The 17,980-nt window shown below is 34.0% G+C and carries 14 protein-coding genes; 11 read left to right on the top strand and 3 right to left on the bottom strand.

The genetic code is table 11. The features are described from left to right. Positions 1 to 26: 26 nt before the first annotated feature. Positions 27 to 737 carry a GntR family transcriptional regulator gene (locus AC1RPV_RS00815; protein ID WP_481760980.1) on the bottom strand — a complete coding sequence of 237 codons (711 nt, stop codon included), beginning with the start codon at positions 735 to 737 and terminating at the stop codon, positions 27 to 29. A gap of 362 nt (positions 738 to 1,099) precedes the next feature. On the opposite strand from AC1RPV_RS00815, the gene AC1RPV_RS00810 reads away from it, so the two are divergent. The 5 genes from AC1RPV_RS00810 to AC1RPV_RS00790 all read left to right on the top strand — a co-directional run bounded on the left by AC1RPV_RS00810 (position 1,100) and on the right by AC1RPV_RS00790 (position 5,612). Then, entirely contained in the window at positions 1,100 to 2,482 is a 1,383-nt protein-coding gene (locus tag AC1RPV_RS00810) for a glycoside hydrolase family 1 protein (protein ID WP_481760979.1), read from the top strand. Further along, positions 2,482 to 3,930 (top strand): PTS sugar transporter subunit IIC, encoded by a 1,449-nt coding sequence (locus AC1RPV_RS00805; protein WP_481760978.1) that lies wholly within the window; start codon positions 2,482 to 2,484, stop codon positions 3,928 to 3,930. Before AC1RPV_RS00810 ends, AC1RPV_RS00805 begins: the two co-directional genes overlap by 1 nt. A 15-nt stretch (positions 3,931 to 3,945) precedes the next feature. Continuing rightward, complete coding sequence (locus AC1RPV_RS00800; RefSeq protein WP_481760977.1) at positions 3,946 to 4,266, top strand: PTS sugar transporter subunit IIB; 321 nt, start codon at positions 3,946 to 3,948, stop codon at positions 4,264 to 4,266. Positions 4,267 to 4,287: 21 nt separating this feature from the next. Next, on the top strand, positions 4,288 to 4,620 hold the full coding sequence (locus tag AC1RPV_RS00795; protein ID WP_481762169.1) for a PTS lactose/cellobiose transporter subunit IIA: 333 nt from the start codon (positions 4,288 to 4,290) through the stop codon (positions 4,618 to 4,620). 110 nt (positions 4,621 to 4,730) lie between these two features. Then, complete coding sequence (locus AC1RPV_RS00790) at positions 4,731 to 5,612, top strand: ROK family protein (RefSeq protein WP_481760975.1); 882 nt, start codon at positions 4,731 to 4,733, stop codon at positions 5,610 to 5,612. Between the two features lie 78 nt (positions 5,613 to 5,690). Here the strand turns inward: AC1RPV_RS00790 and AC1RPV_RS00785 are convergent, their stop codons facing one another. Continuing rightward, positions 5,691 to 6,578: a phosphate ABC transporter substrate-binding protein PstS family protein gene (locus tag AC1RPV_RS00785; protein WP_481760974.1), complete on the bottom strand. Its 888-nt coding sequence runs from the start codon at positions 6,576 to 6,578 to the stop codon at positions 5,691 to 5,693. A gap of 261 nt (positions 6,579 to 6,839) precedes the next feature. Between AC1RPV_RS00785 and AC1RPV_RS00780 the strand changes: the two genes are divergently transcribed. From AC1RPV_RS00780 to AC1RPV_RS00755, 6 genes are all read left to right on the top strand, one after another. Continuing rightward, positions 6,840 to 8,807, top strand: coding sequence for an ABC transporter ATP-binding protein/permease (locus tag AC1RPV_RS00780; protein ID WP_481761143.1), 1,968 nt, complete (start codon positions 6,840 to 6,842; stop codon positions 8,805 to 8,807). 88 nt (positions 8,808 to 8,895) lie between these two features. Continuing rightward, positions 8,896 to 9,576: a TetR/AcrR family transcriptional regulator gene (locus AC1RPV_RS00775; protein ID WP_481760973.1), complete on the top strand. Its 681-nt coding sequence runs from the start codon at positions 8,896 to 8,898 to the stop codon at positions 9,574 to 9,576. Positions 9,577 to 9,582: 6 nt separating this feature from the next. Beyond that, positions 9,583 to 11,322: an ABC transporter ATP-binding protein gene (locus AC1RPV_RS00770; RefSeq protein ID WP_481760972.1), complete on the top strand. Its 1,740-nt coding sequence runs from the start codon at positions 9,583 to 9,585 to the stop codon at positions 11,320 to 11,322. Next, complete coding sequence (locus tag AC1RPV_RS00765) at positions 11,322 to 13,205, top strand: ABC transporter ATP-binding protein (RefSeq protein WP_481760971.1); 1,884 nt, start codon at positions 11,322 to 11,324, stop codon at positions 13,203 to 13,205. Before AC1RPV_RS00770 ends, AC1RPV_RS00765 begins: the two co-directional genes overlap by 1 nt. Before the next feature lie 182 nt (positions 13,206 to 13,387). Then, a complete protein-coding gene (lepA, locus tag AC1RPV_RS00760; protein ID WP_481760970.1) occupies positions 13,388 to 15,181 on the top strand; it encodes a translation elongation factor 4 in 1,794 nt (597 codons plus the stop codon). Positions 15,182 to 15,202: 21 nt separating this feature from the next. Further along, positions 15,203 to 16,747, top strand: a complete 1,545-nt coding sequence (locus AC1RPV_RS00755; protein WP_481760969.1) for an ABC-F family ATP-binding cassette domain-containing protein — start codon at positions 15,203 to 15,205, stop codon at positions 16,745 to 16,747. Positions 16,748 to 17,028: 281 nt separating this feature from the next. On the opposite strand, the gene AC1RPV_RS00750 is transcribed toward AC1RPV_RS00755, so the two are convergent. Next, positions 17,029 to 17,871, bottom strand: a complete 843-nt coding sequence (locus tag AC1RPV_RS00750; RefSeq protein ID WP_481760968.1) for an alpha/beta hydrolase — start codon at positions 17,869 to 17,871, stop codon at positions 17,029 to 17,031. Positions 17,872 to 17,980: the final 109 nt, after the last annotated feature.

The following is a 17,980-nucleotide window of genomic DNA, read 5'->3' as shown; positions in this document are numbered from 1 at the left end:
GTAAGTTAGTTCATAAGTGTGCCAGTTTAATTTGATTCAAAAACAAAATAAGAGCGTTTATTAAATTCATTTCTTGATTTTGAGTACTCGATGGCGTGACCATTCACAAGCCAAACAATTTGTTCTACTTCTAATATTGGCGTTTGTTCAACAACGTTTAAATAATTGATATCTAATTCAGTGGCTTGTCTGGCTTGTATTTTTCTAGACATACCTGACATATTTAACCCTAACGTATTTTTAATATAACTATATATGGAAGTTTCCAGTACGGATTTTGATAAACCTGGAACTAATTTAACAGGCATGTACGTATCTTCCAAGATGAAAGGATTTCCATCTAAAAGTCGGAGTCTAATAATATGGTATGTTGGCTCTTCTGCACTAATATTTAAATGAGTTTGAACCTCTTTTTGAGGGAATACAACTTCAAACTTAATGACGTGACTTGTTATTCTGTCCCGTCCTTCTTGTTTACTTAATCCATCAAAATTATCTGCCGGTGCATCAACGCTATTGATAAGAGTCGAGGGACCTATAACAACTGTTCCAAAACCAGATTTTTTTAATATAAATCCTTCTCGTGCTAAGTCATCTAACGCCTTCTTTAAGGTTATTGAACTGACATCGAAGCTAGCAGATAATACTTTTTGATCAGGTAAAATGCTACCTTTTGGATATATATTAGAAAGTATTCGTTCCCGAATTATATTTTTAACTAACTCATATTTTTTCATAAATCCCTGTTCCCCCATAGATTTTAATGTCAAATTTAGTATTATTTAAACTTTAGGTGCGATTTTAAAAAGTATATTACTCTGCTTATTAAAAATTAGATCTCAAAAAAAATAGGTATGATGTAACTATTTTAGAATTAGAGAATATTGTACCGATATTTAGTATGACTAATTAATCGGTTAATACCGAATTATAACACTCAACTACCCTCTTTTCTATATAAGTGATAGCCAGAGTTTAATAAAACATATATCTTTTGTATAACAAAAGTATTGTTTTATTATACAAAAGATATATAATAGTAAATGAAAGCGATTTCTTAGTTAAAAAATAATTTATTAGAAGAAGGGTTGATTGATATATGATAAATGAAAATAAGATGCCTAAAGGTTTTTATTGGGGTAATTCTGTATCAAGTATGCAGACAGAAGGAGCATGGCAGGCAGATGGTAAAGGGCTATCAGTTTATGATATCCGTGACTCAGATAAAGGTGTATCCGATTGGCACGATGCGATTGATGAGTTTAACAGATATGAAGAAGATTTGGATTTAATTGCAGATATGAATATGAATATGTATCGCATTCAGATATCGTGGACTCGAATAGTACCTGATGGTGATGGAACTATCAACGAGAAAGGTTTTGAGTATTATGACCGATTAATTGATGGGATGATTAAGCGTGGTATTGAGCCAATGGTTTGTCTCTATCACTTTGACATGCCGTTAGCGTTGGCCCAAAAGCAAAGTGGATTTCTATCTCGTAAAACTGTTGATGCTTTTGTTAGGTTTGGGAAAGTCGTTATTGATCATTTTTCAGACAGAGTTAAATATTGGATTACATTTAATGAACATAATCTATACTTCACTGATGAAACATTTCATATTTCTGGATATACCAAGACGGAAAAAACAATTGACGATATGTATACCATATTCCATCATACGATGATAGCTCACGCACAAATTGCACAATATATTCATGAACAATATAAAGAACTTAAGATTGGAGGTATGTTGGCATATACACCAGTTTATCCAGCAACGACTAATCCAAAAGATTCTTTTGCAGTAAGAAAACAAAATGAATTTATTTATGAAAATCTAAATTCGTTATTTGTCGGACAATCATATTCTCCTGAAGTACTTAAATATATAGAAGTGAATAATATTCAAATGGATTTTAAAGATAGAGATAAGCAATATTTAAATAAAATTAAATCTGATTTCATTTCCTTTAGTTACTATCGCACAATGGTCATGGATGCTGATAAAATTCCAAGTGACGAGGCACCAAATAGATATATGAATTATAGTGTAGAAGAAAATACTTATTTATCTAGTAGTGAGTGGTCATGGAATATTGATCCCTTAGGATTCCGAAATGTAATTACAGATTTGCATAATCGTTATAGATTACCTGTATTTCCAATTGAAAATGGAATTGGCATCAAGGAGCACAGGGACAGCACAAATATAATCCAAGATGATGCTCGAATTGAATATCATAAAAGTCATATTAAGGCTATGAAGGATGCAATGTTTATTGATGGTGCTCAAGTTGTGGGCTATCTGGGTTGGGGATTAATTGATATTCCTAGTTCACATGGTGACATGGAGAAAAGATATGGTGCAGTTTTTGTTGATAGAACAAATCATGATTTGAAAGATATGAAGAGAGTTCCAAAAAAATCATATTATTGGTTTAAGGATATCTTAGAAGAGAATGGAGAAAAAATATAATGGAAAATAAAACTGAAAATAAAGCAAACACGTTCATTACGAATAAGTTATTACCTATAATTATGAAATTTGTGAATACAAAACCTATAAGGGCTCTGCAAGATGGAATGGTATACGCATTACCTTTTATTATTATAGGATCCATATTTTTAATTTTGTCCAATTTCCCGGTGCCAAGTGTTGCAGATGCGCTTAAAGATTCAGGTTGGTCAGCATTTTTCACACAAGCATATACAACAACATTTGGTATTTTATCTATCTGGGCGGTAGTTGGTATCGCGTACGTATATGTTCGTAATGAGGGATATGAGGCATTACCCGCTGCATTGACAGCATTATCATCTTTCTTGATGTTACAGATGCTCCAAGTGGCCGCACCTTTAGCCGGAGTAATGGGTAAAAATGGAGCAGGTATTGTTAACAGTGCTGGTAAAGAGGTCCTAAGTGGTTCTGCAATAACAGAAAATATAGACAAATTACCTCATTCGCTTCAATCATTCATGCAGTCGCCAGTTAATGGTGTAATTAACATTAGTTGGTTGAGCGGTCAAGGAATGGTGGCTGCAATTATTGTAGGTATTTTGGTAGGTTGGGCATATACAAAAATGATTAAAGCTGGTTGGAAAATAACACTCCCAGAACAAGTGCCAACTAGTGTTGCTAATCAATTTACTGCCATGATTCCATCTGGTGTTATATTAACTGTTACTATGTTAATCTTTGCTTTAATTAAGACAGTGTTAAATACAGATATGTTAAATCTCATTTATAAGATGTTAGCAGCACCTATGCAAGGACTATCAGATTCATTAATTGGGGCTATATTGATTGCCTTCTTAGTATCATTCTTTTGGTTCTTTGGTGTTCACGGAGGACTGATTGTCGGTGGAATTGCAGGAGCCTTCTTAATTCCTAATACTTCTGGAAACGCTGCTTTATATCAAGCTGGTAAATTATCGTTAGGTAACGGGGCACATATTGTTACTAATGAATTTTATAATAATTTTATTAACTTGACGGGATCTGGAATAACCATCGGACTAGTTATTTTCACACTAGTTGCAGCTAAATCTGTTCAGCTTAAAACAATCGGTAAAATTGAGCTTATTCCAGCTATTTTTAATATTAATGAGCCTTTTCTTTTCGGATTACCTTTAGTTATGAATCCATTTTTAGCTATACCATTTTTCATGGTACCAGTTATTGTAGCAATCTCTACTTATGGGGTAATTTATTTCGGAATTGTACCACCTTTAAATGGTGTTGCGGCACCTTGGACAACGCCAGCAGTTATTTCAGGATTTTTAATTGGAGGTTGGAAGATGGCCTTATGGCAAGCGGTAACGTTAGTAATATCAGCTGTCGGATACTATCCATTCGCTAAAAAATATGATCAATATTTATGTAATCAAGAACAAGAGCAAGAATTAAATAATAAAGCAGAGTGAAAGGAATAAAAAATCATGGAGAAAAAAATTATTATGTTAGCTTGTTCAGCTGGTATGTCTACATCTCTACTAGTATCAAAAATGCAGGCGGCAGCTTCTAAGCAGAAAAAAGATTATGAAATATTTGCAACATCAACATCAGATGTAGACCATCAAATTGAAAGTGTTCATCCGGATGTATTGTTATTAGGGCCACAGGTCAGTTATATGAAGGAAGAAATTAAAAGTAAAACTGATGCTGCTGGAATTCCTATGGACGTCATTGATATGCTAGATTATGGGATGATGAACGGTGAAAAAGTATTACAAACAGCAGTAAATTTAATTGCGGAATAAAATAAATTTAGTGAAATGGGGATGAAAAATATGAATGATAAAGATATGACTGTAATAATGGGAATTATTATGGAATCGGGGAATGCGAAGGGATTTGCCGCTCAAGCAATCCGCATGGCTGAGCAGTCTGATTTTTCTAAATCTGATGATTTTATGAACCAAGCACAAGAGGCGTTAACTAAGGTGCACAATATCCAAACTACTTTGTTAACAAAAGAGGCCAATGGTGAAAAAACGAAACTTAATTTGTATTTGATACATTCGCAAGATTGGCTAATGACGAGTATCTGTTATATTGATTTAGCTAAAGAAATTATAACTATGTATAAATCAATTAAAAAAAACGCCGTATAAAATGACGCATTATAGACGTGCTATGAGAACTTCTTTAATTTAATACGTTTATTAAAAATTATAATTATCAGATACTAAAAATATTAGTCGAATGACTGAAAAGGAGAACAATGGGAACTATATTAGCAATTGATATTGGTGGGACAACCGTAAAGTATGGAGAATGGAAAGAAAATCAGTTCATTTCACGTGGTAAGAGGGAGACCCCTGAGACGTGGAAAGATATGAAAACTTTAATTAAAAATTTATATAATAGTTGTCAGAACGCTGAAGGTATAGCCATTAGTTCTCCAGGATCAGTTGATACGGTAAATGGAATTATTCATGGGATTAGCGCCATCCCTTATATACACAATTTTCCGATTAGGGATGAGTTGGAACAATATTTAGGCGTACCAGTTTCTATACAAAACGATGCTAATTGTGCAGCATTAGCTGAGAATTGGATTGGAAACGCTAAAGATGTAGATGATTTTGTTTCTATTATCATTGGATCTGGAGTTGGTGGTTCTGTAATAATGAATAAAAAATTAAAGGCCGGAAGTAATCTATTTGGTGGCGAATTTGGGTACATGATTTTAGATGTAAATGATGATCGTACTTTCAGTGAGTTGGTTAGTCCAGTAAATCTTGCCAAACAGTATTCTTCAGAAAATAATCGTGAAATTAACGGAAAACAATTATTTGATTTATCTGACTCTGGTGATGATAAGGCATGCCAAATTGTAGATGATTTTTATAAACATTTAGCCGTAGGAGTGTTTAATCTACTTGTATCGTATGATCCTGACCTTGTTTTAATTGGAGGCGCTATATCTGAAAGACCTGGTTTGATTAAAACACTAAATAAATATATTAATCAATTAATCATTGCCAAACGTGCGGATGGCCTTAAGTATAATTTAAAAACATGTTATTTTTATGGAGATGCTAATATGATTGGCGCAATATACCAATATAAAACAAATTTCATAACCTTTAACACTATTTAAATATAAAAAAGCTCATAATTATTAGATTTAGATCTAATAATTATGAGCTTTTTGTATTGAATGTTCTATTTTTTACAGCTATTTATTAATTTCTTCAATAGTACCCTTAGCGTCTTTTTCAACTTTCATATCTGAAATTGAGATATAACCTAATTTCTTGATTAAGCCGTTTTGAATTTTGTCTGATTGAATATAACCAATAAATTTAGCTGTTGCGTAGTTAGGAGAACCTTTAGTATACATATGTTCGTATGACCAAATTTTCCAATTGTTTGTTTCAACATTTTTTGATGTTGGTTTAACGTTATCAATAGATAATGCTTGGATGTTATCTTTTAAGTACGAGAATGCTAAGTAGCTGATGGCACCTGGTGTTGAAGATACCATTTTTTGAACTGTACCGTTTGAATCTTGTTCTTGTGTTTGTTTAGCTGTTTTATTTGGAAGGATACTACTATCAAATACGGTACGTGTACCCGAACCAGAAGCACGATTAATGACAACAATCGCTTGGTCTGCTCCGCCAAGTTCTTTCCAGTTTGTTGTCTTACCTAAGAAAATGTTAGCAAGTTGTGCTTTTGAGAGGTTAGTTACTTTTGTATCTTTGTTGACAACAGGTGCAATACCAACAACGGCAACTTTGTGATCAACAATCTTTTTAGCATCTACGCCGTCTTTTTGTTCTGCAAAAATGTCAGAATTACCAACGGTAACAGCACCTGTAGAAACTTGGCTTAAACCAGTACCTGAGCCACCACCTTGCACGCCAATTGTTAAACCTGAATTATCTGCTTGATAGGTTTCAGCTGCTTGTTCAACTAAAGGTTGTAAAGCAGTTGATCCAACAATAGTAATTTTACCTGTAATTTTTGATGAATCATCTGAAGAAGATGATGATTTACCACATCCTGCCAACAATAAAAGACCCATTGCTGCTATCGAAATAATTGCTGTTTTCTTTCTCATAATTAACTTCCCCTTTTATTTTGTATTCGTATTTAAGAACAACTTCATAATATCAGTTAAATGTTATGGTTCTGTATGAATCGTGTAATGATTTACACCTGAAATTGTAAAGAATGGGTAAAGGTGGAGCGAAATACTTTGCTTTTGTGAGTGTGATTATCTATAATAAAAACCAGCTCATTATGACAGTCTGTCATAAAAACGGAAATAGGGGGAGACAAATTGATTCTAGAAATAAAAAACGTTTCAAAAACGTATAATATGGCTGGTGGTACGACATTCAAGGCTTTAAAAGACATTAATGCTTCTTTTGACAAAGGAGAATTAGTTTCAATAGTTGGTGAATCCGGAAGTGGTAAATCAACATTAATGAACTTAATAGGTGGATTGGATTCAAATTTTGATGGCGAAATTACGTATAATGGTGAAAATATTGGTGATTTTTCTGAAAAAGAACTTGTTAACTTTCATAAGAAGAGTATTGGATTCATTTTTCAAAATTTTAATTTAATTCCTCATTTAAGTTTGATTGATAACGTTGCTATGGCAATGACGCTTTCAAATGTTGATAAATCAGTACGTGTCAAACGTGCTAAAAAATTATTAACAGACGTTGGGTTACAAGATCATATGACAAAGAAGCCAGATCAAATATCTGGTGGGCAAAAACAACGTGTTGCTATTGCACGTGCCTTAATGAATGATCCTGATGTCATTATTGCTGATGAACCAACAGGTGCTTTGGATTCAGAGACAACTGATGCTGTCTTAGAAATTATCAAAGATATCGCAAAGCGTGGTAAATTAGTTTTAATGGTTACTCATTCAGATCGCGTTGCGGCATATTCAAGTCGTGTTGTACGAATTGATAATGGTGCAATTATTTCTGATTCCGAACAAGAACAATTAGAGTTGCATACTAATGAAGATGAATTTAAAGGCGAAACGCCTAAGAATTTAAGTCTATGGTCTGCAATTCGATTAGCTGCACTTAATATGAAAGCTAAATTTTCTCGTAATTTACTTGTTGCTATTGGCTCAAGTATTGGGATTATGTCTGTTGTTTTAATGTTATCGCTTGGAAAAGGGGTAACAAGTTATATAAAGGATACGATGACTAGCTACGTGAATCCCAATGTGACTGAAGTTCATATGAAGGCAAAAACAAGTTCTTCAAGTAGTAGTTCTAAAACAGCAACACCAGCTGCTGGTTCTCAAGCCCAAGCAGCGCAAGCTAAAGAACAACAAAGTCAAATGGCTGCAATTACTGGTCAGACAGGATCATTTTCTAAAAAAGATATTAATAAGTTAACAAATATTAAACATGTGAATGAGCTACAAAAGGGTTATACAGCAATTTCACTAGGTACAAATACAGTTTCATATAAGGATAAAAAAGCTAGTTTGATGCAGTTGGGTACAATGAACTCAGGTATTACAAAATCAAACATTACCAAGGGTACTAAACCAGGTAAGGATGGCATTTTATTAGATAAAACAACTGCAGATTCATTAGGCAAGAACATTGTTGGTAAACAAGTTAAAATTGCGATTGTTTATAACGAAAAAACGATTAAGAAAACGTTCAAAGTTGCCGGAATTTATGAAGCATCTGGAAGTAGCAGTTCAAGCAGTTTAGTTTACTTGAATTACGCTGACTTACAACAATTAGTTGAAGATAATAATGAAACAATTAAACCAAATGTTGTTTATCTTCATACAAACGATAAGGCTAATACGGCAGGTATAAAAGCTAAAGTTAAATCATTGGGTTACACAGGTTCAATTCAAGAAAAAATGTCAGAAATGTTTACTCAAATGTTAGATATTTTGACAGACGTTTTAACGGCCGTAGCTGCGATATCATTGCTCGTTTCTGCAATTATGATATTAGTGGTTCTAAATATATCTGTTGTTGAAAGAACAAAAGAAATCGGTGTTATGAAAGCTTTAGGAGCACGTCGTAAGGATATTCGCCGTATATTTGTTTCCGAAGCGTTCCTAATTGGATTAGCATCTGGCTTAATTGGTGTTGGCGTAACGTATATTTTAGCCTTTGGGTTAAATGCATTCTCAGTTGCAACATTCGATGTTACGATTGTTAAAGTTACAGCTAGTTATGTATTCTCTGGTATTTTAATCAGTGTCTTGATTAGTATGGTTGCTAGTTTCTTACCAGCAAACAGAGCATCAAAACTTGATCCAGTTGAATCTTTAAGAAAAGAATAAGTAAATAAAGTTGCATTTTTAAATAAAGACTAGTAACATGACAAGTTGTCACATGACAGCTTGTCATTTTTTGTATAAAGGAGAAAATATGCCTAAAAAAACGTATTTTAATTTAGATGAAGATAAGCAACAACGGATATTGGATGCTGCTAAAGAAGAGTTCTCAAGAGTACCCCTGTTTGAAGCATCAATTAGTAATATCATAAAAATTGCAGATATTCCGCGAGGGAGTTTTTACCAATATTTCGAAAATAAAGAAGATTTATACTTTTATTATTTTGATACTATTCGACAGAATCAAACTAAAAGATTTGGTGAATTATTAAAACGAAATCAAGGTGATGTCGTGACGACTATGAAGACCTTTTTTTCAGAAACGATTGCGAATACAGTGTCCGGAGAAGATGCTGCATTTTTTAAAAACGCCTTTGTCCGAATGGACTTTAAAATGAGTAGTCGGATGCAGCCACATCATCCTCACCACCCGCATCATAGTGGGAAACAGCCACATTTTGGTGGACCATTTCATCAAAATTTAAAAGCAGATTTTGATATTATGAGTGAAATTGATCGGTCTTTACTAACCATTTCCTCAGATGAAGAAATTAGTTTACTTATGTTTTCTTTAATGAGTCCATTTATGAAAACTATTAATGATTATTTTTCAAAACAAAGAGAAGGTATTGAAATACCTGTTGAAGAGTTACAAAAAGAATATGAAACAATGGCTAACTGGGTAGCTATTGGTGTTTCAAAAAGGAAGGAATAAAAATAAATGATAAAAGTAATGAAAAATCGCGTTAGCGTTTGGGCAATGTTTGGTGCATTTATATTTATGATTGTCCAAGTTATCTGCGATTTATATTTACCAACATTAACATCAGACATGATTAATAAAGGTGTCTCACAAGGCGATGTTGCGTATATCTGGCAGGTGGGTTATGTCATGTTAGGCGTAGCAGCTATTGGTATTGTTGCGGCAGTTGGTAATGTCTTTATCGCTTCACGCTTAGCGCAAAAATTAGGACTTAGATTAAGAAGTCATATTTACAAAAAAGTACTTAATTTTTCAAGTCATGAATTTGATCAAATTGGAAATTCAAGTTTAATTACAAGAACATCAACTGATGTTCTACAAATTCAAAACGTTACCGTTATGATGTTAAGAATGATGATCCAAGCGCCTATTATGTTGATTGGTGCTAGTATTTTAGCTTATAACAAACAAAAAGAATTAACCGTGATTTTTTTAGTAGCTGTTCCAATTTTAATTATATTAATTGCTTCAGTTATGTATTTTGCAGTGCCGCTGTTCAAAACGTTACAAAAAAGAATTGATCATATTAATCTTGTCTTTCGTGAAGGTTTAACAGGTGTTCGTGTTATTCGCGCATTTAACCAAGATAAATATGAACAAAATCGTTTTGATCGTGTGAATAAAGAATATACAGATAATGCCCGTAAAGTATTTTCAATTACGGCGCTAATGTTCCCCATGATGACTTTAGTTCTTAGTGCAACCAATATCGCAATTATCTGGTATGGTGGTCATTTAATTGGAGATATGTCGATGCAAGTGGGTAATCTAGTTGCGTTTATGACGTATGCAATGCAAATTTTATCAAGTTTTATGATGTTATCGATGGTATTTGTCATGTTACCTCGTGCGCAAGCTGCTGCAGCACGTATCAACGAAGTTTTAGATACGAAGAATTCGATAAAAGACCAACCTGATGCAATTACAGTTGATCGTAGTAAAGTAGGAGCAAGTCAATTGTCATTTGATAAAGTTAATTTCCGGTATACGGGTGCTGAAAAAGAAGCCCTAACAGATATTAACTTTGAAGCAAAGGCGGGTCAAACGATTGCGATTATTGGTGGTACTGGATCTGGTAAGTCAACGTTAATTAATTTAATTCCACGATTGTTTGATGTTGAGTCGGGCGATATTAAAATTGATGGTAAATCAATTTATGAGTTAACCCAAGTAAGCTTACACGACCAAATTTCTCTTGTTCAACAAAAGACAGTTCTTTTTAGAGGAACAATCCGAAGTAATCTACAGTTTGGAAATGAAACGGCAACAGATGATGAGTTGTGGCATGCGCTAGAAATAGCACAAGCTAAATCGTTTGTTGAAGAATCAGCGGATGGCTTAGACGGCATAGTTGAACAAGGTGGAGATAACTTCTCTGGTGGCCAAAAGCAACGACTTGCAATTGCAAGAGCATTAGTTAAAAAAGCTTCTGTTTACTTGTTTGATGATTCATTCTCAGCGCTTGATTTTAAAACAGATGCTAAATTACGTGGCTCACTTAAAACGGATGAAAGCATCAAAGATAGTGTTGTCGTAATTGTGGCACAACGGATTTCTAGTGTGACAAGTGCCGATTTAATCTTAGTTATCGATGGTGGAAAAATCGTTGGTAAAGGGACTCATGAAGAATTGAAAGCCACGAATGAAACCTATCAAGAAATTATGCAGTCACAAATCAGAGAGGGGGATGCAGAGTAATGGCAGATAATAAGTCAAAACAAGCAACGCAACCTATGCGGGGCGGTCGAGGTGGACATGGCAATATTGGACGACCAGTTGAAAAGCCTAAGAACTTTTGGAAAACAATTGGGCGTTTAGCGAAATACATGTCACCATGGTTAATTTCAATAGGGATAGTATTAGTGCTAGCCATTATATCTGTAATTTTCCAGGCGGTTTCTCCTAAAATTTTAGGACGCGCAACAACCGAGATTTTCTCTGGGGTAACTAAAGGATTCACTCAAATGAAACAGGGGCAGAAAGTAACCTCGTTGCCAATTAATTTTGATGCAATTAAGAATATCTTACTTACAGTTGGTATTATGTATATTGCGTCTGCACTTTTCAGTTTTGTGCAGCAATTAATCATGACTAATATTTCTCAAAAAACGGTGTACGCACTTCGTAAAGATATTAAGGCTAAAATGGAACGCGTGCCTGTTTCTTACTACGATACACATCCAAATGGTGATATTATGTCTCGTGCTGTAAATGATGTGGATAACATTTCTGGAACGTTACAACAAAGTTTTACACAGTTAGTAACAAGTGTTGTGACCTTTGTCAGTGTTCTCTATATGATGTTTTCAATTAGTTGGCAATTAACGTTAATTGCTTTGATTATTGTTCCTTTGAGTTTGGTTGTTGTCTCATTAATTGCGCCTCGTTCGCAAAAGTTCTTTGCTGGACAACAAAAGAGTTTAGGACTTTTGAACAATCAAGTGGAAGAAACGTATGCGGGTCATACGGTTGTTAAGACTTTTAATAAAGAAGAAAAAAATATTGATATTTTTGAAAAACAGAATAATGATTATTATAAAAGTTCATGGAAAGCACAATTTATTTCTGGATTAATTATGCCAGCAATGAACTTTATTAAAAATATTGGCTATGTCTTTGTGGCAATTGTTGGTGGAATTAAGGTTTCACAAGGAACAATTACTTTAGGTAACGTCCAAGCCTTTTTACAATATGTGAACCAATTCTCACAACCAATCACTCAAATTGCCAACTTATCTAATACGATTCAAGCAACTGTAGCTTCTGCAGAACGAATTTTTGAAATCTTAGATGAAGAAGAATTGAAAGATGAAAGTAACGATGACTTACCAATTGCTGATAATGGTAATAAAATTTCCTTTGATCATGTTCAATTTGGTTACTCAGATAAGAAGCTTTTGATGACAGATTATAATTTGGATGTTAACGAAGGACAAAAGGTAGCAATTGTTGGACCTACAGGTGCTGGAAAGACAACGATTATTAACTTAATTGAACGCTTTTATGATGTCTCAGCGGGATCAATCCGACTAAATGGTGTCGATACTAAGAATTTGAAACGAGAAGATTTACGTAAGTCAATCTCGATGGTGCTTCAAGATACTTGGTTATTTACAGGTACTATTATGGAAAATATTCAATATGGTCGTGAAAATGCAACGGATGAAGAGGTTTATGCTGCAGCAAAAGCCGCTCATGTTGATACATTTGTTCGTCAATTACCAGATGGTTATCAAACTGTTCTGAATGAAGACGCTTCAAATATTTCACAAGGACAACGTCAATTGTTAACGATTGCTCGTGCATTTTTGGCTGACCCAGAAATTTTAATTTTAGATGAAGCAACGAGTTCAGTTGATACACGAACTGAAGTTTTGATTCAAAAAGCGATGGATACCTTATTAGATAGCCGAACAAGTTTCGTTGTGGCGCATCGTCTATCAACGATTCGTGATGCGGATAATATTATTGTAATGGATAATGGCTCAATTATTGAAACTGGAAATCATGATGCTTTGATTGCTAAAAACGGGTTTTATGCTGATTTATATAATAGCCAATTTGCAAACGGTACTATTTAAATTAAAAATAATGAGCTGAATTTGACCTTAGTTAAATTTGTGTTCATTATTTTTTCGTTTTTAAAATACTTGGGCATTCTTACCGGCTTTTAATCTTCTTCTTACGACGTTGATAATTTAGCGTATAATAAAAAAGACTCTAAAACAGTAGATGATTATTTAGAAAATGAGGTTTAATCATAATGAAACAATCACAAATTAGAAATTTTTCAATTATTGCCCATATTGATCATGGTAAATCAACTTTAGCTGATCGAATTATGGAAGAAACACAAACTGTCAGTGAACGTGAGATGTCTAGTCAATTGTTAGATTCAATGGCTGTTGAACAAGAACACGGGATTACAGTTAAATCACGAACGGTTCGTAGTTACTATACAGCTACTAATGGTGAAACTTACGAATATAATTTTATTGATACACCGGGACACGTTGATTTTTCATATGAAGTTTCGAAAAGTTTAGCTGCTAGTGATGGGGCTATTTTATTGGTGGACGCCACTCAAGGTGTGCAAGCACAGACGGTTGCAAATTACCGTTTAGCTAAAGAAAACAACTTAAAAATTATTCCAGTAATCAATAAGATTGATCATCCTAATGCTGATGTTGAAGAAACTAAAATTCAATTGATGGAATTAGCTGACGTTGATGAAGACGAAATGTTATTAATATCAGCTAAAACTGGGATTGGTGTTGATTTGGTTCTAGAGGCTATTAAAGACCGTATTCCAAAACCAATCGGTGATATTGAAGCACCACTTAAAGCATTAGTTTTTGATTCACATTTTGATGCATTTAAAGGAATTGTGGCTTATATTCGTGTCTTTGATGGTGAATTTAAAGCTAATAATTTACTTCGATTTATGCAACAAACGACTGATTTCCAAGTAGTAGAAGCAGGTATTTTTAAACCTGACATGGTGGCTGTTGATAGTCTACATGCCGGGGATGTTGGCTATGTTATTACAGGGCTAAAAGATCCTCAACTAGTTAAAATTGGGGATACGTTAACTTCTCAAAGTAACCCGACACCAGAAGCACTTCCTGGATATAAAGAATCAGAATCAATGGTTTTTGCTGGATTTTATCCTAAAGATAATAACTATAAAGAATTAAAATCAGCTATTCAAAAATTAGCTTTAAATGACTCATCTTTCCATTATAAAGAAGAAAAGTCAGATGCTTTAGGACTAGGATTTAGATGTGGATTCTTAGGGATGTTACATTTAAGTATTATTCGTGAACGTCTCGAAAAAGAATACCAATTAGGGGTGTTAACAACGACGCCTAATGTTACGTACCACGTTATTTTGAAAAATGGTAAAGAAGTTGTTGTTGATAATCCTGTCCAATTCCCTAATTTTTCTGAAATTGATCATGTTGAAGAACCATTTTTAGATGTTCATATGACCGTGCCAGATGAACAAGTGGGCGATATCATGAAATTAGCTGAAAAACGTAAAGGTATTTTCCAAGATATGTCATACAATTCTGGTCAAACTGAATTGAATTATGCGTTACCAACGTCTGAAATTGCCTATGATTTCTTCAATCAATTAAAATCATTATCACATGGCTATGCAACAATGGAAACGCAATTTAAAGGATATCAAACAGCAGACGTTGTTAAAATGGACGTTTTAGTTAACTATGCAACAGTCGATGCACTAGGGTTTGTTGTGCATAGACAAGATGCTGTGGAAATTGGTCAGAAATTAGTTGAGCAATTGAAATATTCAATTCCACGTAAATTATTCCCAATGCCAGTACAAGCAGTTATCGAAAATAAAGCTATTTCGCGTGCAAATGTACCGCCTCTTCGTAAGAGCGCAACAACAAGTAGTGATAAAAAGAATGCTGCCAAACAAGATATGCTACGCCGTCAAAGCGCTAATAAACGATTGGGCTCTAAGGCTGAAATGGAATTACCACAAGAAGTATTTAATGCAATATTGGAAGTTAACAATGATAACTAGTCTTTAGAAAGAAGGATTACAATGGGAGTTTTAGAAGTTCGCCAACTTTCCCATCAATTTGCGGATAAGCAATTATATGAGGATGCTCATTTTGAATTAAACACTGAGGATCATATGGGTATCATTGGTCAAAATGGTGCTGGTAAAAGTACATTAATCAAAATTATTACTGGACAAGAATTACCTGATGAAGGCGAAATCAAATGGAAAAAAAGTGCGACAATTGGCTATTTAGATCAATATGCTGAAGTTGCGGAAGGCATTACGGTTATTGAGTTTTTGAAGACAGCATTTCAACGTTTATATGATATTAGTGAAAAACAAACGCAGGCCTATACGGATTATGCTGAAAATATGGACGAGAAGTTGTTGGAAAAAGCGGGTAGATATCAAGAAGAACTTGAGGCAAAAAATTTTTATGATATCGATACAGAAATTGACCGTGTTCGAACTGGTTTAGGATTAGATGCAATTGAAAAAGACCATCAAGTTAGTGAATTAAGTGGTGGTCAGAGATCTAAGATTATCTTAGCTAAATTATTATTGGAAAATCCTGAAGTTATTTTATTAGATGAACCAACTAATTATTTAGATACGGAACATATTGATTGGTTAACTGAGTATTTAAATCAATTTGAAGGCTGTTTCATGGTTATTTCTCATGATTTTGAATTTTTACAAAATGTCACGAATACAATTATTGATGTTGCATTCGGTAAAATCACAAAATATCGTGGGAATTTTAAATCAGCTATTAAGCAAAAAGAAGCTAAAAAAGAAGCGCAACTAAAAGCTTTCCAGAAACAACGCCTTCAAATTGAAAAAGATGAGGCTTATATTCGAAAGAATAAAGCTGGAACGCGTGCCACAATGGCTAAGTCTAGACAAAAAAGATTAGATAAAATTGAGCGTGTGACACCGCCAAGTGATACTGTAAAAGGTAAATTTGATTTTCCTTATCTAGATACTGGATCCGCATCAACGCTTGCCGTTAAAAATTTATCAGTTGGTTATAAAACGCCATTACTATCACCAGTAACTTTTTCATTATCACATCAAGAAAAAGTTGTCTTAAAGGGATTTAACGGAATTGGTAAATCAACAATGATTAAGTCAATTTTGAAGTTAATTCCAACGTTTGGTGGAACTGCTGAATTTTCTGATTCTGTTGTTGTTAATTATTTTGATCAAGATTTAATTTGGGATAATAAAGAAATGACACCTCTTCAAATTATTCAAGATGAATACCCTGAATTGGAACCTAAAACGATTCGTCGCCGATTGGCTAAATCAGGGATTAATGCTGCGAATACAATGAAACCTATTAATATTTTGAGTGGTGGGGAACAAATGAAAGTTAAGTTGAGTTTAGTTGAATTGAAACCAAGTAACTTTTTAATTTTGGATGAACCAACTAATCACTTGGATGATGATACAAAAGACGCGCTACAAAAGGCAGTCCGACGTTTTCCTGGAAATGTTTTATTGGTCAGTCATGAAGCACCATTTTATGAATCTTGGATTGATAAAGTGTTTGATGTTGAAGCAATAAGAATTCAAAAATAGTGATAATAGCCTTGGAAAGTAATTTTCTAAGGCTATTTATCTGCACAAAAAAAGCACCAACCGAAGTTGATGCTTTCCTGTTATGGTACTTACCGAAGTAAATAGATTGTATGAATTCCACAAAACAGTGACAATCAGACATACCTACAATGCGGTAGGTAAAAAATGCCCCATTTTCGAACTAATCACTAGCCGCCGCAGCGGAACAACCGAAGTTGTCTGATTTTACTCGACTCATCGCATAACTTAATCATAGCACAAAATTAATATTTCGTATAGTTCTATTTACCCCAAAGGAATTGGATAACAGCTTTATCAACCTGTAAATTTCTATGAAGTTTACTATGTTGTGCATCTTCACCAGTAATTTTAAGCTCGTCATACGATTTTACTTGGCCTTTTAATAGATAGTTCATTGAACGGGCAGAAGCAATGCTGACAGATGTATCAGAATTTGAGCCATCATTCACATCGCCATAAATAACAAAGACTTTTGCGGTTGATGGGAAATTTTTTCGTTTGCTATAGTAACTTTGGTAGTTTGCTGTTTTAATAGCAGGTTCGTCATTTTTCAAGAAGTAATTTTTATTGGCTTTTTCGTCCATTCCGAGGACCCCATTAATTGGACCAGCAATTGGAACAAATTTATTTAGGATAGGAGAAGATTTTTTTCTGACAGATTCAGCCCAGTACATTGCAGATGAGCCACCCATTGAATGTGTAACAAGATTGATTTTTTTAATATCGTATGATGCTTTTAAATAATCAGTTATCTTACCAATCCATCTGCCCTCTTCAGGAATTTGAGCATCACTACGCGCAAATATAACTTGAACAATTGGATTTTTTTCAGTATATTTCCATCTACCCGTATAAGTGACATCACCAGTTGAAGAGACGGTTGCTGTTAGAACTTTTTTTGCCTTACCAGATTTTTCTGCTGAGGCAATCATGTCGTTAGTTGAGTTAGCTGTACCGCCGTATCCATGAATGTATAAGGTTGGTGTTTGTGAAATACTTTTCTCTGTTTCTACCGATTTAGGTATACTGTTATGCAATAGTAAAAAGCCAATACCTAATCCTAAAATCAATAAGATGGTTATTAATATACCGTATTTTTTCATTAGTGGTTTCCTTTGCATAGTAAGTTATTTGCTTTCATTATAAGCTACCGGGTCTTGACGTTCAAATTTAAAGCAAGTTATGGTAAGCTATATGCGAAGATAACTAAGA

Source organism: Dellaglioa sp. CoH-55-MRSF-9, from assembly GCF_056782155.1.
This window is presented reverse-complemented; position numbering and strand designations above follow the sequence as displayed.